The 22146-nt window shown below is 63.6% G+C and carries 14 protein-coding genes; 9 read left to right on the forward strand and 5 right to left on the reverse strand.

The window, feature by feature from the left end; all coding sequences use genetic code 11:
• The first annotated feature begins 49 nt into the window (after nucleotides 1-49).
• The 6 genes from dctP (at nucleotide 50) to pbpC (ending at nucleotide 11467) form a co-directional block, all read left to right on the forward strand.
• Nucleotides 50-1063 (forward strand): TRAP transporter substrate-binding protein DctP, encoded by a 1014-nt coding sequence (gene dctP, locus AC4PTT_RS02710; protein WP_492162059.1) that lies wholly within the window; start codon nucleotides 50-52, stop codon nucleotides 1061-1063.
• 119 nt (nucleotides 1064-1182) lie between these two features.
• Nucleotides 1183-1680: a TRAP transporter small permease gene (locus AC4PTT_RS02715; protein ID WP_113153395.1), complete on the forward strand. Its 498-nt coding sequence runs from the start codon at nucleotides 1183-1185 to the stop codon at nucleotides 1678-1680.
• Entirely contained in the window at nucleotides 1680-2996 is a 1317-nt protein-coding gene (locus tag AC4PTT_RS02720) for a TRAP transporter large permease (protein WP_113153394.1), read from the forward strand. Before AC4PTT_RS02715 ends, AC4PTT_RS02720 begins: the two co-directional genes overlap by 1 nt.
• 4 nt (nucleotides 2997-3000) lie before the next feature.
• On the forward strand, nucleotides 3001-3774 hold the full coding sequence (locus tag AC4PTT_RS02725) for an aspartate/glutamate racemase family protein (protein ID WP_113153393.1): 774 nt from the start codon (nucleotides 3001-3003) through the stop codon (nucleotides 3772-3774).
• Between the two features lie 133 nt (nucleotides 3775-3907).
• Entirely contained in the window at nucleotides 3908-9370 is a 5463-nt protein-coding gene (locus AC4PTT_RS02730) for an alpha-2-macroglobulin family protein (RefSeq protein WP_492162060.1), read from the forward strand.
• A gap of 27 nt (nucleotides 9371-9397) precedes the next feature.
• Nucleotides 9398-11467, forward strand: a complete 2070-nt coding sequence (pbpC, locus tag AC4PTT_RS02735) for a penicillin-binding protein 1C (protein ID WP_492162582.1) — start codon at nucleotides 9398-9400, stop codon at nucleotides 11465-11467.
• A gap of 1 nt (nucleotide 11468) precedes the next feature.
• On the opposite strand, the gene AC4PTT_RS02740 is transcribed toward pbpC, so the two are convergent.
• Both AC4PTT_RS02740 and AC4PTT_RS02745 read right to left on the reverse strand, forming a co-directional pair.
• Nucleotides 11469-12392 (reverse strand): sugar kinase, encoded by a 924-nt coding sequence (locus AC4PTT_RS02740; protein WP_492162061.1) that lies wholly within the window; start codon nucleotides 12390-12392, stop codon nucleotides 11469-11471.
• A gap of 94 nt (nucleotides 12393-12486) precedes the next feature.
• Complete coding sequence (locus AC4PTT_RS02745) at nucleotides 12487-13851, reverse strand: sugar transferase (RefSeq protein WP_492162062.1); 1365 nt, start codon at nucleotides 13849-13851, stop codon at nucleotides 12487-12489.
• A 265-nt stretch (nucleotides 13852-14116) separates the two neighbouring features.
• On the opposite strand from AC4PTT_RS02745, the gene AC4PTT_RS02750 reads away from it, so the two are divergent.
• On the forward strand, nucleotides 14117-15010 hold the full coding sequence (locus AC4PTT_RS02750; RefSeq protein WP_206545738.1) for a DMT family transporter: 894 nt from the start codon (nucleotides 14117-14119) through the stop codon (nucleotides 15008-15010).
• 38 nt (nucleotides 15011-15048) lie between these two features.
• Here the strand turns inward: AC4PTT_RS02750 and serA are convergent, their stop codons facing one another.
• Together serA and AC4PTT_RS02760 are read right to left on the reverse strand one after the other, a co-directional pair.
• Complete coding sequence (gene serA / locus AC4PTT_RS02755; RefSeq protein ID WP_206545739.1) at nucleotides 15049-16647, reverse strand: phosphoglycerate dehydrogenase; 1599 nt, start codon at nucleotides 16645-16647, stop codon at nucleotides 15049-15051.
• A 77-nt stretch (nucleotides 16648-16724) separates the two neighbouring features.
• Entirely contained in the window at nucleotides 16725-17900 is a 1176-nt protein-coding gene (locus AC4PTT_RS02760; protein WP_492162063.1) for a phosphoserine transaminase, read from the reverse strand.
• Nucleotides 17901-18140: 240 nt separating this feature from the next.
• On the opposite strand from AC4PTT_RS02760, the gene AC4PTT_RS02765 reads away from it, so the two are divergent.
• The gene (locus tag AC4PTT_RS02765) at nucleotides 18141-19439 is read left to right on the forward strand and encodes an adenylosuccinate synthase (RefSeq protein ID WP_206547968.1); all 1299 of its coding nucleotides are present in this window, start codon (nucleotides 18141-18143) and stop codon (nucleotides 19437-19439) included.
• A gap of 75 nt (nucleotides 19440-19514) precedes the next feature.
• Nucleotides 19515-20981 carry a hypothetical protein gene (locus AC4PTT_RS02770; RefSeq protein WP_492162064.1) on the forward strand — a complete coding sequence of 489 codons (1467 nt, stop codon included), beginning with the start codon at nucleotides 19515-19517 and terminating at the stop codon, nucleotides 20979-20981.
• Nucleotides 20982-21093: 112 nt separating this feature from the next.
• On the opposite strand, the gene rpoH is transcribed toward AC4PTT_RS02770, so the two are convergent.
• Nucleotides 21094-22017, reverse strand: coding sequence for an RNA polymerase sigma factor RpoH (rpoH, locus tag AC4PTT_RS02775; protein WP_113153384.1), 924 nt, complete (start codon nucleotides 22015-22017; stop codon nucleotides 21094-21096).
• Nucleotides 22018-22146: the final 129 nt, after the last annotated feature.

Genomic DNA, 22146 nt, shown 5'->3' on the forward strand with positions numbered 1-22146 from the left:
GAAACCAGACCGGACGGAACAAGTCCGGAAAACCAGAGAGGACGATGACATGAACCAAGCAACGACCAGATCGATCGCCAGGACCATCAGACGCGGCCTTCTTGCAACGGCGCTGACCAGCGTTGCCTTTGCCGGGCAGGCCAGTGCGGACGAAACGCTGAAGGCGATTTCCGCCTTCCCGCAGTCACTTGCCTTCTCGCAGAGCTTCAAGGGCTTTGTCGATCTCGTGAACGAGCGCGGCAAGGGCGTCATCCAGATCAACTATGCGGGCGGGCCGGAGATGTTTCCGCCGAACCAGCAGGTAGACGCGGTGCGCCGTGGCGTGGTCGACATGCAGTATGGCCCGGCCTCCTATTATCTGGGCACCATGCCCGAGGCAGATGCCTGGGTGGCGTCCACCGTCACGGCCGCCGAGGCGCGCGAGAATGGCGGCTTCGGCATCATGCAGGAGGCGTTCACCAAGAAGCTGGGCGTGAACCTGCTGGCCCATCTCGACACCGGCGTCAAATTCTACATCTACACGATCAACGAGCCCAAGCGGACCGAGGATGGCGGCATCGATCTCGATGGCCAGCGCATCCGCTCGCAGCCGATCTACAACGCCTTCTTCGAGGCGCTGGGGGCCATTCCCGTCTCCGTGCCGGTGCCGGATGTCTATACCGGCCTTGAGCGCAGCACGTTCGATGGTTCGGGCTGGCCCATTGTCGGCATTCAGGATCTCTCCTGGGACAAGTTCCTGCGCTATCGCATCGATCCGGGCTTCTTCCAGACGGATCTCGCCGTGGTGGTGAACCCGGCCAAATGGGATGGCCTGAGCGATGAAGCAAAGAAGATCCTGAACGACGCCGCTGCCGAATATGAGCAGACGTCCTACGACAATTTCCAGAAGGTGATTGAGGAGACCGACAAGGCGGTTCGGGAGAACGGCATGGAGGTCATCGAGCTGGAGGGCGATGCGCAGGCGACGTTCCTGGACCTTGCCTATGACAGCGCCTGGAAGCGCATGAAGGATTCCGGGTCGGAGTATTACGACGCACTGCGCGAAGCGTATTACGACCGCTGATCCCGTGCCGGCGGAAGCCTTGAGCTTCCCCTGACGGGCGATCCCGGAGAGGCGTTTCACATCGCTCCGGGGTTGCCCGCAGGGCATTCCCCCGCACCACTTTTGAAAAGCCGCGCGCCATGTTTCTGCTACGCATCTACAACTGGATCATCAACGGACTGGCTGTGCTGGGCGCAGCCAGTCTCGTTTTCATTTCTGCCGCCATCATTGTCGACGTCGTGCTGCGCAACACCGGTTTCCGGCCGTTCCAGTCGACCAGCGCCATCGTCGAATATGTGATGCTGTTCTCCACCATGGCGGCCGCGCCCTGGCTGGTGCGCAACAACGGGCATGTGGCGATCTCCTCCTTCGTGGGGGCGATGCCTGACGGCGCGCGCCTTCTGGCGGGGCGGGTCGTGCTGGTTCTCGCCATCCTGACGCTTGGCCTCCTGTGCTGGCGCTCGGCGGCGGTGGGGCTGGAAATGGTGCAGTCGCGCGCGGTCGACATGCGCTCCATCAACATTCCCTCCTGGGTTCTTTACGCCATGCTGTCCATGGGCTTCGGCCTGATGGCGCTGGAGTTCCTGCGCATGCTGCTTCGCGGCGAAACCTATACCGGCAGCGGGGGAGCACACTGATGGTCTGGTACGAATCCGCCCTCCTGATGATCGGGGGGCTCCTGTTCCTGATGTTCTTCGGCATGCCGGTGGCCATCGCCTTTCTGGCGATCAACATTGTCGGCGTCTACATCTTCATGGGCGGCATGATCGGCATCGATCAGCTTGTCGCCAATGCTTCCACATCCGTCACCAGTTTCGCGCTGGTGCCGGTGCCGCTGTTTCTCATCATGGGCGAGCTTCTGTTCCACACGGGGCTTGCCATTCGCGTGTTCGATGCGCTCGACAAGTGCTTTGGCGGCATCAAGGGACGGCTCTCCTATCTGACCGTGGGCGGTGGCACGATCTTCGCCACCCTGTCGGGATCGTCCATGGCCAACACGGCGATGCTCGGCACGACGCTGATGCCCGACATGATCAAGCGCGGATACAAGCCGCACATGATCATGGGGCCGATCCTGGCGACCGGCGGTCTGGCCATGATCATCCCGCCATCCTCGCTGGCCGTGCTGCTCGGTTCGCTGGCGCGGATCGATGTCGGTGCGCTGCTGATCGCGGGGCTGGTGCCGGGGCTGCTTCTGGCGGCGCTGTTCATCGCCACGATCCGCATACAGATCGCGCTCGATCCGGATGCCGCCCCCGGCTATGCAGCGGAACGGGCGAGCCTTTCCGAGATCATGCGGGCGGTTCTGGTTGACGTGATGCCCATGGGCATCGTCGTGTTCGCGGTGGTCGGGCTGATCCTGCTCGGCTGGGCGACGCCGACCGAATCCGCAGCCTTCGGCGCGCTGTCCGTCGTCGTGCTGGCGGCGTGCTATCGCACGCTGAGCTGGCAGGCCGTGGTGCGCTCGCTGACCGGCACGCTCAAAGTGTCCGCCATGATGCTGATGATCATCGTCGGCTCGACCACCTTCTCGCAGATCCTCGCCTTCTCCGGCGCGTCTTCGGGCCTGATCTCGTTTGCCACCAGTTTCGAGCTCAATGCCTATGTGGTGCTCGCGGTCATGTTCCTGGTGCTTCTGCTTCTCGGCATGTTCATGGATCAGCTCTCGATCATGATGCTGACCCTGCCGATCTTCATGCCGCTGGTGGGGCTCTACGGGTTCGACCAGATCTGGTTCGGCGTGGTGATGCTGCTGGCGCTGGAACTCAGCCTTGCGACCCCGCCCTTCGGCCTCCTGCTCTTCGTCATGGTTGGCGTGAGCCCGAGGGGGACGACCATCGGGCAGGTGGCGCGGGCCGCGCTGCCCTACATCGCCTGCACGCTGCTTTTGGTCGTGCTGCTTGCGCTTTTCCCGCAACTGGCCCTGTGGCTGCCGGGCCTCATCAGGAGCTGACGTCATGAAGATCTGGTATCAAAGCTATGTCGATTACGAGAATGGCGCGGGCTACTGGGATGAACTGAGGAAGCATCTCGATGCGATCGTCGATCCCGGTACTGAGATCGACATCAAGGGCATCACCCCGCATGACAGCTACGCCCACGCCATCGTGGAGTTTCGCTGTGCGCGCGAGGTGATCTGCAATGCGGTGCGGGCCGAGCGCGAGGGCTATGACGCCTTCATCATCGGGCATTTTCAGGATGCCGGCCTCTATGAAGCGCGGTCGGTGGTCGACATTCCGGTGCTGGGCATGGGGGAGGCGTCCATGCTGCATGCCTGCCAGCTTGGCCAGCGCTCGGGCATCGTCACCATCAACCGGCGTTACATTCCCTGGTTTCACCACCAGATCGGCAAATACGGTCTCGGCGAACGCGTGACCGGTGTGCACGCCATGGATTTCGAGCCGGGGCAGATCCTTGCCGCCTTCGGTTCCGATGAGCGGCTTGAAACCGTGCGCGCCCTGTTTGAGGAGCAGGCCCGGCCGCTGGTGGATGAGGGCGTGGACGTGCTCATTCCCGGTGGCGGCATTCCCATGCTTCTGTTCTCGCAATTGCAGGCGCACCGGGTGGATGGCGCGCCGGTGATCAACGGCATTCCGATTGTCGTGAAGCTGGCGGAAATGGCCGTGAAGCTGAAGGGGCTGACCGGCCTTGGCGTCAGCCGCACTTCGGATTTCGTCAAACCGCCGGAAGAGATCATCGAAGAGTTCATGACCCATCCCAGGGGGCTGTAACCATAAAAGGGTCTGTAAGCATAAGAGGGCGTCTTCGCGCCTTTGGGCAATAATTCTCCGGGCCTGTTGACTGGCTTTTGCAAAGCTGTCCCAATATCAAGGGGACGATATCGGCAGCGTCTGGAGGATTGCTATGCGTGCGGCACGCGGACTCTCCCTGTTTTTCATTTTTGTTTTCGGGTTTGCAGCAATGGCTGCCGCGCAGGATGCGCGCCGGATCGTGACCAGCGAGAATGCCGATTATTTCGGTTTCGACCTGCGCACCGAAAAGGATGTGACGCTCGACCAGTGCAAGGCGGTGTGCCTTGCCGATCCGCAGTGCCGGGCCTTCACCTACAACGCCAGCGCGCAATGGTGCTTCCTGAAGTCGGATTTCAACCGCCTTGATCCGTTCGAGGGCGCGGTGGCCGGCAAGGTGGTGGTGAGCGGCGCTGCTGCCGATCTTGGCGCGCCGCCGGCGCTGCGCTTCGTGCCCGAACATGTGCTGCGCGAGGCTGATCAATATCGTGACGAGGTGCTGCGCACGCAGAATGCCGTCAATGCCGGTTTCGCTGCCCTGACCGCCGCAGGCGGGCAGGCGCTTGCGAACAATGATCCGCTCAATGCGATCCGGGCCTATACCGCAGCCCTTGTGGTGGAGCCTGACAATGTGGGCCTGTGGTCTCGGCTTGCGCGCGCCGCGACGGTGGCGCAGCCAGCCGGCGACATGAACCTCTATCGTCTGCAGCGCGCCGGCACGGGTGCAGCCGTGAACGCCTACAATCTGTCGCGCAGCACCGATGACCGCGCCGAAGCGCTGGCCGTTCTTGCGCCGGCTCTTGAGCGGCGCAACCTGTTCCGCCCCGCGCTCAGCGCCTATGAGGCGAGCCTGGCGCTCAGGACCGCGCGCGATGTGCAGGAGGCTTATGCCGATCTCAAGCGCCGCAAGGGGTTCCGCGTGATCGATCATTCGGTCGATTCCGACAGCGCCACCCCGCGCGTCTGCGTTCAGTTTTCCGAGGAGCTGGTGAAGAGCGGCGTCGACTACGCCCAGTTCGTGACCGTCGACAATCTGCGCTCCTTCGCCGTTGATCGCAGCGACAAGGAGCTTTGCGTCAGCGGTCTGAAGCATGGCGAGCAGTATCGCATCGTCATCCGGCAGGGCCTGCCGGCGGCCATTGGCGAGGTGATTGCCGAGCCGGTGCCGCTCGAAATCTACGTGCGGGACCGTGCGCCTTCGCTGCGCTTTACCGGCGACAATTTCGTGCTGCCGTCCTCGGCGCGCCGGGGCATCCCGTTTGTTTCCGTGAATGCCGACAGCGCGACGCTGTCCGTGTATCGCGTCGGTGACCGCGCGCTGGCGCGTCTTCTGAGTGAGGGGCAGTTCCTGCGCCAGCTCAACGAATATGCGGTGGACGAGGTGGCCGACCAGATGGGCGCACCCGTCTTCGAAGGCACGATCGAGGTGGACGCCGAACTGAACAAGGATGTCGTCACCAGCATTCCCGTCGATGAGGCGGTGCCGGAGCGCAAGCCCGGCGTCTACATGATGACGGCGGTGCCGGAGGGCGACCGGAGCCAGAACTGGGACAACCGCGCCACGCAGTGGTTCCTTGTCTCCGATATCGGGCTTTCCACCTTTGCCGGCGAGGACGGGCTTTCGGTCTTCGCGCGTTCGCTTGCGAGTGCGAAGCCGCTCGACGGTCTGAAGCTCAGGCTGGTGGCGCGCAACAATGAGGTGCTTGGCGAGGCGGAGACCGATGGCGATGGCCATGCGCGCTTCGATCCCGGTCTGGCGCGCGGTTCTTCCGGTCTCGCGCCGGCGGCGATCATCGCTGAAAACGGGACTGAGGATTTCGTCTTCCTCGACATGACGCGCGCGGGCTTCGATCTTTCGGATCGCGGCGTGACGGGGCGTCCTTCGCCCGGACCGCTCGACGTGTTCGCGTGGACGGAGCGTGGCATTTATCGCGCTGGTGAGACGGTGCATGCGAGCGCGCTCACGCGCAATCCCGCGTCGGATGCGGTGGAGGATTTGCCGCTGACCTTCATCTTCCGCCGCCCCGACGGCGTGGAGGACCGGCGCGTCGTTTCGGAGGGCGCGGCGCTTGGCGGCCATGCAGTGGCGCTTGATCTGCCCGGAAGCGCGATGCGCGGCACCTGGGTGCTCGGCATTTATGCCGATCCGAAAAAGCCGGCGCTGGCCGAGAAGAATTTTCTGGTTGAGGATTTCGTGCCCGACCGCACCGAGTTCGAGCTTGCAAGCGCCGATGAGACCGTGCCGGTTGGTGGCGTGACGGATGTGACCGTCGATGGCCGCTATCTCTATGGCGCACCGGCGGCGGGGCTTGCGCTTGAAGGCGAACTGACGGTCGCGCCGACGCGCGAATGGAAAGCCTTCCCCGGCTATGTCTTCGGCCTCGATGACGAGGAGGATGTGGAGGCGCTGCGCGTTTCGCTGCCCGGTCTGCCGGAGACCGATGCGGAAGGGCAGGCGCGATTCCCGGTGGCGCTGGATGGCGCGCCCTCGACCACGCGTCTCCTGAAGGCGGATGTCAGCGTGCGCATGCGCGAGGCCGGTGGCCGCGCCGTGGAGCGCGCGCTGGAGATCGGTGTCGAGCCGGAAAGCGCGATGATCGGCCTGAAGCCGGAATTCACCGGCGGTCGCGTTGCCGAGGGAGCGACGGCGAATTTCCGCGTGATCGCGGTTGATCCGAAGGGTGAGCGCATCGCCATGGACGGCCTCGAATGGAAACTGCTGAAGGTGGAGCGGCACTATCAGTGGTATCGCGATGGCGGTTCCTGGAACTATGAGCCGATCACCACGGCGAGCCTCGTGCGCGAGGGAACGGTGGACGCGAAGGCCGACAGCGAACCGCAGATCGGCGTTTCCGTGGACTGGGGGCGCTATCGCCTCGAGGTGGAAAGCCCGGATGCGGGCGGGCCGATCACCAGCGCGGCGTTCGATTCCGGCTGGTATGTGGAGGCTGGCTCCACCGAGACGCCGGACGGGCTGGAAGTGGCGCTCGACCGCGACGCCTATGCGGTGGGCGAGACGGCGAAGCTGAAGATTTCGCCACGCTTTGCCGGCGAGGTTCTGGTGACGGTGGGGTCCGAGAGCCTGCTTGAAACATTCACCGCAAACGTGCCGGAAGCCGGCGCGACCGTGGACATTCCGGTGACCGACGCGCTGGGGGCCGGGGCCTATGTGACCGCAACGCTGTTCCGCCCCGGCGACGATGCCGAAAACCGCCTGCCCATGCGCGCCATCGGCGTGCGCTGGCTCAAGGTCGATCCGGGTGCGCGCGATCTTTCGGTTGAACTCGGCGTGGAGGAACAGGCGCGCCCCGATGCTGCCCTTTCAATTCCCGTCAGCGTTGGCGGGCTGGAACCGGGTGAAGAAGCCTATGTGACCGTTGCGGCGGTCGATGTGGGCATTCTCAATCTGACGCGCTACGAGCCGCCACAGCCGGACGCCTGGTATTTCGGCCAGCGCATGCTGGGCATCGAGATGCGCGACATTTACGGGCGGCTGATCGATGGTTCGCTCGGCGCGATGGGCCGGCTGCGCACCGGCGGCGATGGCGGGGGCATGGCGCCCACCGGCAGCGCGCCGACGCAGAAGCTGGTCGCCTTTTTCTCCGGCATCGTTAAGGTGGACGATGACGGGAAAGCGGAGGTCTCCTTCGAGATTCCGCAGTTCAACGGCACGGCCCGCATCATGGCGGTCGCCTGGTCGAAGAAGGGCGTGGGCAGCGCGCAGCAGGATGTGATCATCCGCGATCCCGTTGTGCTGACCACCAGCCTCCCGCGCTTCCTGGCGCCGGGCGACGAGGCGCGGCTTCTGCTTGAAATCGCCAACACGGATGGTCCTGCCGGTGACTATCGCCTCACGGTGATGGCCGAAGGGCCGGTGGACGCCGATCTGCGGTCTCTCTCCGATACGGTCACGCTTGAGGCGGGCGGCAAGGCCACGCTCTCCGTGCCTGTTTCGGCGACGAACCAGACGGGCGAGGGCGCGCTGACGGTGGCGCTTGCGCATGAGAGCGGGCTTGCCGTGGAGAAGAGCGTGCCCCTGCCGGTGCGGCCTGGCGTGATGCCGGTTGCCAGCCGCAGCGTGGTGACGCTTGCAGCCAATGGCGGCAGTGTAACGCTGGACGGCGCGCTTCTGGAAGACAGCTTTGCCGAGAACGCTTCGGTGAGCCTCAACATCTCGCGGGCCGACGGGTTCGACATTCCGGCACTTTTGATGTCGCTCGACCGCTATCCTTATGGATGCACGGAGCAGACCACGAGCCGCGCCCTGCCGCTGCTCTATGTGAGCGAGCTTTCAAAGGCTGCGGGGCTGGAAGAGGATCCGGCGCTGAAGGGGCGCATTGAGGACGCCATCACCAGCGTGCTTGCCGCACAGTCTTCGTCTGGCGGCTTCGGTCTCTGGGGACCGGGATCGGGCGATCTGTGGCTCGACGCCTATGTCACGGACTTCCTCACCCGCGCCGGCGAGCAGGGCTTTGCCGTGCCAGAGGCGGCGATGGGCCAAGCGCTGCAGAACCTCTCGAACACGCTCGCCTATGACACGGATGTCTCCTCGCGCGGCAGCGAGATCGCCTATGCGCTTTATGTGCTGGCGCGCAACCGAAAGGCTTCGGCCGGTGACCTGCGCTACTATCTCGACACGCGGCTCGATGAGTTCTCCACGCCGCTGGCCCGTGCGCAGCTTGCCGCGGGTCTCGCTCTCTATGGCGATGCGGAACGTGCGGAACGGGGCTTTGCCTCCGCCTTCCGTCTCGCTCAGGGCATGAGCGGGCGTTACACGGCGCGCTCCGATTACGGATCGCGTCTGCGCGACGGTGCGGCGATGTTGGCGCTGGCGGCGGAAAGCCGGCCCGAACCGGCGCTGGTGCCGCAGATGATCGATCTGGTGGCCGATGTGCGCGGTGACACGCGTTACATGAGCACGCAGGACGAGGCGTGGATGCTTCTGGCCGCCCGTGCGCTGAGCCAGTCGAGCGACGATTTGCGCCTGACCGTGGACGGCAACGCCCATGCGGGCGCATTCTCGCGGCGGCTTTCGGGACTGGAGATCGAGGCCGCGCCACTGACGGTGGCCAATCAGGGCAACGAGCCGGTAGATGCGGTGATCACCACCGTGGCCGCGCCGCAGCAGCCGCTGCCGGCGGGCGGCGAGGGTTTCACCATCGAGCGGCGCTACTACACGCTGGACGGTGAAGAGGCGAATGTCTCCGACGCACGCCAGAACGAGCGCTATGTCGTGGTTCTGGAGATGATGGAACAGAACGCCTGGCCTTCACGCGTTCTGGTCTCCGACCTGTTGCCGGCGGGCTTCGAGATCGACAATCCGCGCCTTGTCGGCAGTGCGGATCTGGCGAATTTCGACTGGCTTGGCGAGACGGATGCGGTTCACACCGAGTTCCGTGACGACCGCTTCATCGCCGCCTTCGACCGCAATGGCGGCGGCAAGTTCCGGCTCGCCTATGTGGTGCGTGCGGTGACTCCGGGCGTCTACACGCATCCGGCGGCGAGCGTGGAAGACATGTACCGTCCGCAGCTCTCCGCCCGCACGGCCACGGGCTTCATGGAGATCGTGGGGCAGTAGGCGGCGGCGATGAAAACGCGTCGACATATGCGCCGGGTTGCCATGGCCGCTGGCCTTGCGGCCCTGCTCGCCATTGGCGGGGCGGTGACACTCGACCGGCTGGACGCGGCCTATCCGCCGCCGCTTGATCCCGCCCCGCTTTCGGTGGAGGTGCTCGACCGAGACGGGGCGCTGCTGCGGGCCTATGCGGCGTCTGACGGGCGCTGGCGTCTGCCGGCGGATATCGACACGCTCGACCCGCAGTTTCTCAAGATGCTGGTCGCCTATGAGGACAAGCGCTTCTGGTCGCATCCGGGTGTCGACATGCGCGCGCTTGGCCGCGCCGCATTGCAGCTCTTGCGGAACGGGCGCATCGTCTCGGGCGGTTCAACACTGTCGATGCAGCTTGCCCGCCTCACCGAGCCACGCGCGGCGCGCAGCTTCAGCGCCAAGTTCCGACAGATCGCGCGGGCGCTTCAGATCGAACGCAGGCTTTCCAAGCGGGAGATCCTGGAGCGCTACCTGACGCTCGCGCCCTATGGCGGCAATCTTGAAGGGGTGCGCGCGGCGAGCCTCGCCTGGTTCGGCAAGGAGCCGCACAAGCTGGGGCTGGAGGAGGCTGCTCTTCTGGTCGCCCTGCCGCAATCGCCGGAAGCGCGCCGGCCTGACCGGCATTCGCAGACGGCAAAAGCCGCGCGCGACCGTGTGCTTGCGCGCATGGCGGGGGCTGGCGTCATCATCGAAAGCGAGGTCGCGCGCGCGTCTGAGGCGAAGCTTGCCGGGCGTCGTCTGCCCATGCCCGCCTATGCCGCGCATCTGGCCGATGCGGTGGTGCAGGCGGAGCCGGATGAGCGTGTGCATCACCTGACCATCAGCCGGCGCGCGCAGGCGGGGCTTGAGGAAGTTGCCGCCAGAGCGGCGCGCGGGCTGGGGCCGCGCGTTTCCGTGGCGATGGTTCTGGCGGATGCGCAGACCGGCGCGGTGCTCGCGCGGGTCGGGTCGGCAGGTTATTTCAACGCCGCGCGCGCCGGCTGGATCGACATGAGTGTGGCAGAGCGTTCGCCGGGCTCGACGCTCAAACCCTTCATCTATGGCCTTGCCTTCGAGGAGGGGCTGGTGATGCAGGAAACCATGATCGAAGACCGGCCCGGCAATTTCTCGGGCTATCGCCCGCGCAATTTCGACATGGCCTATCAGGGCGACGTTTCGGTGCGTACGGCCTTGCAGATGTCGCTCAACGTGCCGACGATCCGGCTGCTTGATGCAGTGGGGCCGGTGCGGCTGGTGGCGCGCATGCGGAGGGCCGGTGTGCCGCCCGCTCTGCCGCCCGGCGAGACGCCGGGCCTTGCCATCGGGCTTGGCGGTGCGGGGCTGACGCTGGAAGGGCTGGTGCAGCTTTATGGCGGGCTCGCCAATCGGGGGCGGGTGCGCCCGCTGCATTATCTGGACGATGCAGAGATTGCCGCGCATCCGCCTTCCGTGCTGACGCCACAGGCCACATGGCAGGTCGCGGACATCCTGTCCGGTGTCGCGCCGCCCAGCGACGCGCCGCGTCTCGGCATCGCATACAAGACGGGCACGTCCTATGGCTACCGCGATGCGTGGTCGGTGGGCTATGACGGGCGGCATGTGCTGGGCGTGTGGGCCGGACGGCCCGATGGCGGCGCGGTGCCGGGGCTGACCGGCTATCTGGCTGCCGCTCCCATCCTGTTCGAGGCGTTTTCACGCTCGGGCGTGGGCATCGTCCCGTTCCCGCCTGCACCGGCAGGCGCGATCCGGCTTGCCGCGTCCGATCTTCCGTTTCCCATGCGGCGGTTCTCCGTCTCGGGCGGCGGGTTTCGCGCCGGTGCACCGGTGGAGCCCGCGCCGGAAATCGTGTTCCCGCCGCAGGGTGCGCGCATCGATGTGGGGCTTGCGCGTGGGGCGCGGGTCATGCCGCTTGCGCTCAAGATCAATGGCGGGCGCGCGCCGTTCCGCTGGCTGGCCAATGGCGAGCCGCTGCCGGACGCCTATCGGCGGCGCAGGGCAAGCTGGGTGCCCGATGGTGGCGGCGCATCGACCCTGACGGTGATCGACGCGGCCGGACGTTCCGCCAGCGTCGATGTTTTCCTGGAATAGATCAGGCGGCTTCCGCGAGCGCCTTCAAAACCGTTTCGCGCATGGGCATGGGAGCGACTGCGCCAAAGCCCTGCGTGGAAAGGGCAGCGGCCGCATTGGCGTAGCGCGCTGCCTCGAAAGGGTCGCCATGGCGATTGAGCTCGGCGAGGAAATTGCCATCGAACGTGTCGCCCGCACCCGTGGCGTCTACGGCGCTGACCCTGATGCCGGGCACGCGGCGGCGCTCGTCGGGCGTGGCGACGAGGCAGCCATCCTTGCCGAGCGTCAGCGCGACGATGCCTGCGCCAAGACCCAGATAATGATCGGCGATGGCGTCCGGGTCGCTGATGCCGACGAGCTGTTCGGCGTCTTCCAGACCGGGAAGCGCGATGTCGGCCTTGCGCATGGCGGCTTCGGTCAGCGCACGGGCGCGCTCGAGCGGCCACAGTTTCAGGCGCAGATTGGTGTCGAACGAGACTTTGGCGCCGGCGGCGCGGGCAATGTCGATCGCTTCGAGAACCGCATCGCTCGCATCGGCGCTGATGGCCATGGAGATGCCCGAGAGATGCAGGATATCCGCATTCTCGATGGCGCTGCGGGGCAGGTCGCGCGGGGCGACGCGGCTCGCCGCCGACCCCTTGCGCAGATAGGAAAAGACATGGCCGTTCTCGCCATGGCTGACGAAGTAGACACCCGTATGGGCATCCGGGTTGCGCAGGACGTGGCTGGCATCCACGCCATTGTCTGCCCAGAGCTGCATCAGGCTGTCGCCGAATTCGTCTGCGCCGAGCGCGGTGAAGAACCCGACCGATGCACCGGCGCGCGCGGCTGCGATGGCGCAGTTTGAGGTGTCGCCGCCATGGCCGAAGAGGTAACGGCCCGTGTCGTCCACCTGGTTGAACTCGATCAGCGGTTCGCCCATGCAGATGATCTTCGGATGGCTCATATCGGCAGTCTCCTCCTGTTGACGCAGCGTGCGCGGGCTTCTCTTTAGAGCATTTTTATTGCGGGTGGAATGTCGTGCCGTGTGCGGGGGCGCTTCAGCGTGCGCCGCGCCCGAACAGGACCGTTCTGATCGTCGAGAGAATGATCAGCATGTCCAGATCAAACGACAGGTGTTTGATGTAGTAGAGGTCGTAGGAGAGCTTGGTGATCTCTTCCCGGGTCGTGCTTGCATAGCCGGAATTCACCTGTGCCCAGCCAGTGATGCCCGGAAGAACCATGGTGCGGTGAATGAATTTGGGCTCTTCCGCCTCGCTCGCCTGCGCCACGTATTCGGCCACGGGGCGTGGGCCCACAAGGCTCATCTCGCCGCGCCAGATGTTGAGGAGCTGGGGGAGTTCATCGAGCCGCAGCCGGCGCAGAAAACGGCACCCCCTGATGATGCGGTCGTCGTTGACCTGCGTCGAGCCGCCCTGGCGGCCATGATGCATGGTGCGAAACTTCAGCATGTTGAAGGAGCGGCCGCCATAGCCCCGGCGTTGCTGCACGAAGATGGCAGTGCCGCCATCCAGCATGCGGATGTAAAGCCAGATCACAAAGCCCAGCGGCACGGTGAGCGGCACTGTGATGATGACGGCAAACAGATCCAACGCGCGCTTGGCCTTGGAATAATAGATCTGGCTGGGCGAATAGGCGAGATGGGAGACATCGAATGCATCGACATCAACCCGGCCATCGCGCAGTTCGAGAAAATTGAACCAGGGCGTGACATCGACGCCGACCATGTAGGCCTTGGTCAGAAAGCCTGACCATTCGGGATTGTGATGGGTCTTGCTGTCGATCAGGATGCGGTCGTAAGCGCCGATATCGGCATTCTTGTCGGTGATGACCGCGACCTTGCCTGAAAGGCGGCTGGCCACTTGACGGGCGCCGGGAAAGTCCAGCAGTGCGATGTGATCTTCCAGCGAGCGGTGAAGACGCAGATTGGCTATCGACATCAACACGTTCGCGACCAGATAGGCGACCAGCAAAGCAGAATAACTGATCCGAATGCGCAGGCCCGAGAGAAAGGCAACGGCCGTTGTGAAGACCACGAATGTGATGAAGATGGCGATCGTGAACGTGTTTCGTTGCCGGCGAAAACCAAGCAAGGCGAGCGCTATGACGAAAGGCAGCGCCAACAGGATCACGCAGACGATGGCGAGATTGCCCCAGTCGCTGCGCGATGCATTCAGGATGAAGGCCGTGTAGACAAGGCATTGAAGAACGCCTGCAGCGAGGATTTCCGGCAGCATGGGCCGCAGGTTGCGCAGCAGTCGGCGCTTGCGCAGGGATGCTCCGCGATCAAGAACATCTTCAAGATCGGGCGTTGCCTCCAAAGACGGGCTGCGCTTCGCAGCGCGTCTGGCCTTGTCTTCAACGGGAGCGGACTTTTTTCCCGTTGGTTTGGAGGCGTCGTTCAAATCTTGTTCCTGTCCAGCATGCACAAGCTACCATCATTGCGCTTTGCCATATGTTGATCACCTTCGCAATCTTCAGTTGGTTATGTTTTATTTACAACCAGTTGGAAGCAAGTAATTCATGAAAAACGCCGATTCGCTTTGCCCCAGTTTCTGAACTCGGCAACGCCCCTTATGCAATGGTGCGGCTGTCAAATTGTGACACTGGCATTTACGTTTGGCCACTGAGGTCCTATCAAGCCCGCGTTTCAGCAGGTTGTTTCGTCTCATGTATCGCCAAGCCTATATTTTTCTGTGTCTGACAACCCTGTTCTGGGGCGGCAATGCCGTGGCCAGTCGCCTTGCTGTCGGCCATGTTTCGCCCATGATGCTGACAACGCTGCGCTGGATCCTCAGCTCCTCACTGCTGGTTTATTTCGCGTGGCCGCATCTCAAGCGTGACTGGCCAGCCATTCGCGCCAAGCTTCCGCTGCTGGCGTTTCTTGGCATGATGGGCTTCACCGGGTTCAACGCGCTGTTCTACAGCTCCGCCCAATTCACCTCGGCAATCAACATCGCCATCGAGCAGGGGGCGATCCCGATGGTGATTTTCGTCGTGAATTTCCTTCTTTTCCGGCTCCGCGTCACCGCCCTGCAGGTTGCCGGGTTCATGCTGTCCCTTGTGGGCGTGGCGATTGTTGCGAGCCACGGCGAGTTCGCGCGTCTGCTCGATCTGGATGTGAATTTCGGCGATGCGCTGATGCTTGTCGCGGTCCTGCTTTATGCGGCCTACACGGTCGGCCTGCGCCTCAAGCCCGACATCCATTGGCTGAGCCTGATGTTCGTGCTGTCGCTGTTTGCCCTTCTCGCCTCGTTCCCGCTGGTCGCCTGGGAGGCGGCGACGGACCGGTTGATCGTGCCGGATGCACAGGGCTGGATGGTGGTGGGCTATGTGGTCGTGTTCCCGTCGCTCCTCGCCCAGAGCCTCTATATTCGCGGCAATGAACTGATCGGCGGCAACCGTGCCGGGCTGTTCATCAATCTCGTGCCGATCTTCGGGACGCTTCTTTCCATCGTCATTCTTGGCGAGGACTTCTTCGCCTATCACGCCGTTGCGCTGACGCTGGTGCTCGGCGGCATCTGGCTGGCAGAACACAGCGGACGCAAAAATGCCGGCGCATAGCGCCGGCATTCTGTCTTCCCGATTCTGAAACCGGTCGCTTATCCGGCCACGTCGAACGAGAGTGGCTTGGCGGACAGGATGACATCGGTTGCGCGGAGCTCTTTCAGGACATCCGCAGGGAACGGCGCGTCGAGATAGAGGAGAGCGATCGCATCGCCGCCCGGCCGGTTGCGGCCCAGCTGGAAGTTGGCGATGTTGACCTGATGCTTGGCGCAGATCGAGCCCAGCAGACCAATGATGCCCGGCACGTCGTAATTGGTCGTGTAGAGCATGTGCTGGCCGACCTCGGCGTCGAGGTTGATGCCCTTGATCTGGATGAAGCGCGGCTTGCCGTCGGAGAACACCGTGCCGGCAATGGTGCGCGTCTTCTTCGAGGACTTGACGGTCAGCTTGATGTAGCCGTCGAACACGCCCGACTTGTCGCGCTTGACTTCCGACAGGATGATGCCGCGTTCCTTGGCCATCACCGGTGCGGACACCATGTTGACGTCGGCCACCTGCGGACGGATCAGACCGGCAAGGGCGGCGCTGATCAGCGCGCGGCGGTTCATCTCCGTGGTGGAGCCGTCGAACAGGATCTCGACTTCTTCGATGGCTTCGTCGGTCACCTGGCCGACAAACGCACCGAGCACTTCAGCGAGCTTGATGAAGGGTTTCAGGCGCGGCGCCTCTTCGGCGCTGATCGAGGGCATGTTGATCGCGTTGGTGACCGCGCCCTTCGTCAGGTAATCCGACATCTGTTCGGCCACCTGGATGGCCACGTTCTCCTGAGCCTCGCTGGTCGATGCGCCCAGATGCGGGGTGCAAACCACGTTGGGCATGTTGAAGAGCGGGTTTTCCGTTGCCGGCTCCGTCTCAAACACGTCGATGCCGGCGCCTGCGACCTTGCCCGATTTGAGTGCTTCCACCAGATCGGCTTCGTTGACCAGACCGCCGCGCGCGCAGTTGATGATGCGCACGCCCTTCTTCATCTTGGCGATGGCGTCCTTGTCGATGATGCCGCGCGTCTTGTCGGTGAGCGGCGTGTGCAGCGTGATGAAATCGGCGCGTTTGAAGAGGTCTTCAAGCTCGACCTTCTCGACGCCCAGCTCTGCCGCGCGCTCTGCCGAAAGGAACGGATCGAAGGCAACGACGTGCATCCGGAGCCCGATGGCGCGCATGGCGACCACGGAACCGATATTGCCGCAGCCGATCACACCCAGCGTCTTGCCGGTGATCTCGACACCCATGAAGCGGTTCTTTTCCCACTTGCCTTCGTGGGTCGAGGTGTTGGCCTCCGGAATCTGGCGCGCAACGGCGAAGATCATGGCGACGGCATGCTCGGCGGTGGTGATGGAGTTGCCGAAAGGCGTATTCATCACGATGATACCACGGCGCGAGGCAGCCGGAATGTCGACATTGTCGACGCCGATGCCGGCGCGGCCGACAACCTTGAGATTGGTGGCGTTGTTGATCAGCTTTTCGGTGACCTTGGTCGCCGAGCGGATGGCGAGACCGTCATACTGGTCGATGACGGAGAGGAGCTTTTCCTTGTCCTTGCCGAGGTCGGGCAGGTAATCCACCTCGATGCCGCGATCCTTGAAGATTTCAACGGCGGTGGGCGAAAGTTTATCGGATACGAGTACGCGGGGCGCCATCAGGGCCTCCTGTTGCTTTGCAATGAAATCAGGTGTGGCGGCTCCGCGCGCGGAGCCGCAAATTCAGCGTGAGCCTGTCAGGCTGCGGCCTTGAGGCCGGCCTTCTGCGACTGGAATGCCCAGTCGAGCCACGGCATCAGGGCTTCCAGATCGGATGCCTCGACAGTCGCGCCGGCCCAGATCCGCAGACCCGAAGGCGCATCGCGGTAATGGCCGATATCGTAGGCGACACCCTGCTTGGCGAGAGCCGAAACCATGCCCTTGGCGAAGACCGCCTGATCAGCCGCATCGAGTGCGGCGATCTCGGGATCGATGATCGACAGGCAGACCGAGGTGTTGGAGCGCGTGGCAGGCACTTTGGCCAGATGATCGAGCCAGTCGCTCTTTCGCACGAACTCGTCGATCACGGCGAAGTTTGCATTGGCGCGGTCGACAAGACCGTCGAGGCCGCCGACGGACTTTGCCCAGTTCAGCGCGTCGATATAGTCTTCCACGCAAAGCATTGACGGCGTGTTGATGGTCTCGCCGCGGAAGATGCCTTCAATCAGCTTGCCGCCCTTGGTGAGACGGAAGATTTTCGGCAGCGGCCATGCCGGTGCGTAGTTTTCCAGACGCTCGACGGCGCGCGGGGACAGGATGATGACGCCATGCGCGCCTTCTCCGCCCAGAACCTTCTGCCAGGAGAAGGTGACGACATCGAGCTTGTCGAAGGGCAGGCGCTGGGCGAATGCAGCCGAGGTGGCGTCGCAGATCGTCAGGCCCGCACGGTCGGCGGGAATGAAATTGCCATCGGGAACACGGACACCCGAAGTGGTGCCGTTCCAGGTGAAGACGACATCGCGGTCGAAATCGATTGTGCCGAGATCGGGCAGGTCGCCGTAGCCGGCTTCGATGCGGCGCACGTCTTCGAGCTTGAGCTGCTTGACGACATCCGTCACCCAGCCGGCGCCGAAGGATTCCCATGCAACCATGTCGACGCCGCGTTCGCCGAGAAGCGACCAGAGCGCCATTTCGACGGCGCCGGTGTCGGATGCGGGCACGATGCCGATGCGGTAATCCGCGGGCACCTGCAGAATTTCACGGGTAAGGTCGATGGCCTCTGCCAGTTTCGCCTTGCCGACGGACGAACGGTGCGACCGGCCAAGGGGAGCGTCGGCAAGCGCGTCAAGCGACCAGCCGGGACGTTTGGTGCAGGGACCTGAAGAAAAATGGGTATTGGCCGGACGGTTGTCCGGCGTGGGGAGTGCGCTCATGATATATCCTATCCTTACAGATAGCACGCCTCTCGGTGGGGAGAGGTGGCCCACGGACGGAGTTACGCCGATCCGTTTTTCCAGTCAAGTGCGGCATGATCGCCCGATGCGGCGTTAAAACATGCAGCGACAATGCCAGCATGGTTTCCATGGGAGCCTTGAGGCTCTATAGAGGCCATTCGTTTTCTTAATCATCCAGGCGGGGGACCCGCCGGACGTTGCGCCGGGAAGGACTTTTTCATGGCAAATGTGGTGGTTGTCGGCTCGCAGTGGGGCGACGAAGGCAAGGGCAAGATCGTTGACTGGCTGTCGGAACGCGCCGATGTGGTTGCGCGTTTTCAGGGCGGCCACAATGCCGGCCACACGCTGGTCATCGATGGTGTGAGCTACAAGCTCTCGCTGCTGCCCTCCGGCGTCGTGCGTCCCGGCAAGCTCTCGGTCATCGGCAATGGCGTGGTCTTCGACCCGCATGCATTTGTCGCCGAGATGGGCCGTCTGGCCGAGCAGGGCGTGAATGTCACCCCCGACCGCCTGAAGATCGCCGAGAACACGGCGCTCATTCTCTCGCTGCATCGTGAACTCGACGGTTTCCGTGAGGACGCCGCATCCAATTCCGGCACGAAGATCGGCACCACCCGCCGCGGCATCGGCCCGGCTTATGAAGACAAGGTCGGCCGTCGTGCGATCCGCGTCATGGATCTGGCCAACACCGACACGCTGCCGATGAAGATCGACCGTCTGCTCACGCACCACAATGCGCTGCGCCGTGGCCTCGGCCATGAAGAAGTGACGCATGAGGCGATCATGGAAGAGCTGACGTCCGTGGCCGACAAGATCCTTCCCTATGTGGATCGCGTCTGGAAGATCCTCGAGGACGCGCGCCGCGCCGGCCAGCGCATCCTGTTCGAGGGCGCGCAGGGCACCATGCTCGACATCGATCATGGCACCTATCCCTTCGTGACCTCCTCCAACACGATTGCCGGTCAGGCAGCCACGGGCTCCGGTCTCGGGCCGGGCTCCATCGATTATGTGCTCGGCATCACCAAGGCCTACACGACCCGTGTTGGCGAAGGTCCGTTCCCGACCGAGCAGGACAACGAAGTCGGCGAGTTCCTCGGAACGCGCGGTCATGAGTTCGGCACCGTGACGGGCCGCAAGCGTCGCTGCGGCTGGTTCGATGCGGTTCTCGTGCGCCAGGCCGTTGTCGCAAACGGCATGAACGGCATCGCGCTGACCAAGCTCGACGTTCTGGACGGCATGGACGAGATCAAGATCTGCACGGGCTACAAGCTCGATGGCGAACTGATCGATTATCTGCCGGCGGGCCAGGGCGCACAGGCGCGCCTCGAGCCGGTCTATGAAACGCTGGAAGGCTGGAAGGGCACGACCAAGGGCGCGCGCAAGTGGACGGACCTGCCGGCGCAGGCTGTCAAATATGTGCGTCACGTCGAGGAGCTGATCGGCGCGCCGGTGGCTATTCTTTCCACCAGCCCCGAACGCGAAGACGCCATACTTGTGACCGATCCTTTTCAGGACTAGTTTCGCGGGCAGAACTGCTTTGCGTGTCCGTGGGGCGGCTGCGCGATCAAAAAAGTAAAACAGGTTTGATAAGGCATGGCGGATTTTTCTGCGGTTCTGAAGAAAACGATCGATGCGCTTTCGGAGAATTCTCCGGAAGCGCGTGAGCGCGTTTATCAGAAAGCCCGAATGACAATCGAGAACAAGCTTGCCAGCGTGAAGCCGGCGCCCTCTGCGGCGGTGGTGGAACGTCAGCGCAAGCTGCTCGAAGACGCCATCGCCAAGGTTGAGGCTGAATACGCACCACCGCCACCGCCCGAAGAGCCTGATCAGGACGAGCTGGACCAGATTTTTGCCGAGCTTGATGTCGACCCGGTAAAACCGGCCGACCCGCTCTACGGCAATTTCGCCGCACGGCCTGACGAGAAGGCTCCCGCCCCTGTTGAAACCGGCGATGCCGCAAAGGCGGATGACGGTGCGAAAGACCCTGTCGTTGCCGGTGTGGAAGAGCAGGCGTCCGACAGGGATCGTGGGGTCGATGGACCGGAAGCGGGGCTGGAAACGCCGCCCCCGCCGCCGCGCGCCAAGGGGCGCAAGGGCGTTTCCGGCGGTCTGATCGCGGCGCTTCTGCTGCTCGTGGCGATTGCCGCGGGTGCATGGTTCTACAAGGACGATCTTGCAGGTCTCGTCGGTGGCGGCGGGGAGCAGGTTGCGGCCGACAGCGGTGAGGCGGCCACGCCTGCCGCCGGTGAGAGTTCCGGAGACGACGGCGCAAACACTGCGGCCGCAGGCGGCGAAGACGCCACTGCCGAGCCGGCAGCGCCCGAACCGGCGCGCAAGTTTACGCAGCGCCTCCTGCCCGATGGCCGCGAGGTGGATGACGGGCCGGCTGGCGGGCAGCCGGGAGTGGGCGAGGGGACTTCGGTCGCGCAGGCGACCCAGACTGGTGACGAGGCTTCGCAGGGCGCACCTGCCCAGAATGGCGATGCGGGTGCCGATCAGGCGCTTCCGGTTGGCCAGAAGGCGATCTTCTATGAAGAGCGCACCAGCGTTTCGCAGGGCTCTGCCGATGTCGGCGCCGTGGTCTGGTCCGTGGTGCAGGAATCGCCGGGCAATGATCTGCCGCCGGAGCCGGCCATTCGCGCCGAGGCGACCATTCCCCAGAAGAACCTGCAGCTGAAAATGACGATCCGCCGCAATGCGGATGAATCACTGCCGGCAAGCCACATCATGGAAGTGATTTTCCTGACGCCCGACGAATTCGAGGGCGGCAGCATCGACAATGTCCTGCGCGTTTCCCTGAAGCGCTCCGAGCAGGATACGGGCAATCCGCTGCTTGGCATTCCGGCCAAGATTGCAGATGGCTTCTTCCTCGTGGCGCTCAGCGACAGCGCGGCCGATATCGAGACCAATCTTCTGCTGCTGCGTCGCCAGCGCTGGATCGACATTCCCATCGTCTACAAGTCCGGACGGCGTGCGCTCATCACCCTTGAGAAGGGCATTCCAGGCGAGAAGGTTTTCAACGATGTTCTGGCAGCCTGGCAGAACGCGACGAGCGGCTAGAGCCACTTGCAGGTCAGGCGCCCTGTCTGACGGCAGGCGTGAAATTCGATGAAACAAAAAAGCCGGCGGGATCACCGCCGGCTTTTTTCATTCTCAATTGCGGAAGGCGCGTTCAGGCGCCTGCCTGCCGATGGGCCTCGGCGGCCAGTGTCTTCGCAGCCAGCGCCTGCTGGCGGGCCGAATTCTGCACCGCTTCCTGCACCTTCTCGAAGGCGCGGACCTCGATCTGGCGAACGCGCTCGCGGCTGATGTCGAACTCGCCCGACAGTTCTTCCAGCGTCAGCGGGTCTTCGGAAAGACGCCGTGCCTGGAAGATGCGCTTCTCGCGGTCGTTGAGCACGGACATGGCGTCGCCAAGCATCTGGCGGCGTGTTTCCAGCTCATCCTGTTCGGCCAGCATGTCTTCCTGGCTCTCGCCGTCATCCACCAGCCAGTCCTGCCACTCGCCGGACTCGCCTTCCGTGGCGCGGATCGGCGCGTTGAGGGACGCATCGCCCGACAGGCGACGGTTCATCGACACGACTTCTTCCTCGCTCACTTTGAGACGGGTGGCGATTTCGGAAACCTGCTCGGGGTTCAGGTCGCCGTCATCGAGCGCCTGAATCTTGCTCTTCACCTTGCGCAGGTTGAAGAACAGCCGTTTCTGGTTGGCCGTGGTGCCCATCTTCACGAGGCTCCACGAGCGCAGGATATATTCCTGGATCGAGGCCTTGATCCACCACATCGCATAGGTGGCGAGGCGGAAGCCGCGCTCCGGTTCGAATTTCTTGACGGCCTGCATGAGGCCGACATTGCCTTCGGAAATGACTTCGCCGATCGGCAGGCCATAACCGCGATACCCCATGGCGATCTTGGCCACGAGACGCAGATGGCTTGTCACGAGCCTGTGCGCAGCCGCCGTGTCGTCATGCTCCGAATAGCGCTTCGCAAGCATGTACTCTTCTTCGGGCTGCAGCATGGGGAAACGGCGAATTTCCTCCAGGTAGCGGGTCAGACCGCCTTCGCCCGTGGCGACGCTGGGTAATGTCTGGGCCATTAAGCACCCTCCTTTGCCGGATCCGCCCTCATGCGGGGACGCCTTATGTCTTGGCGTTTGCTGGGATGGGAAACAGCGCGATCATCTTTGATGCACCGCACCATATCCCATATAGGAACGATTCCCGAC

This window comes from Nitratireductor sp. WH36-1, from assembly GCF_058725515.1.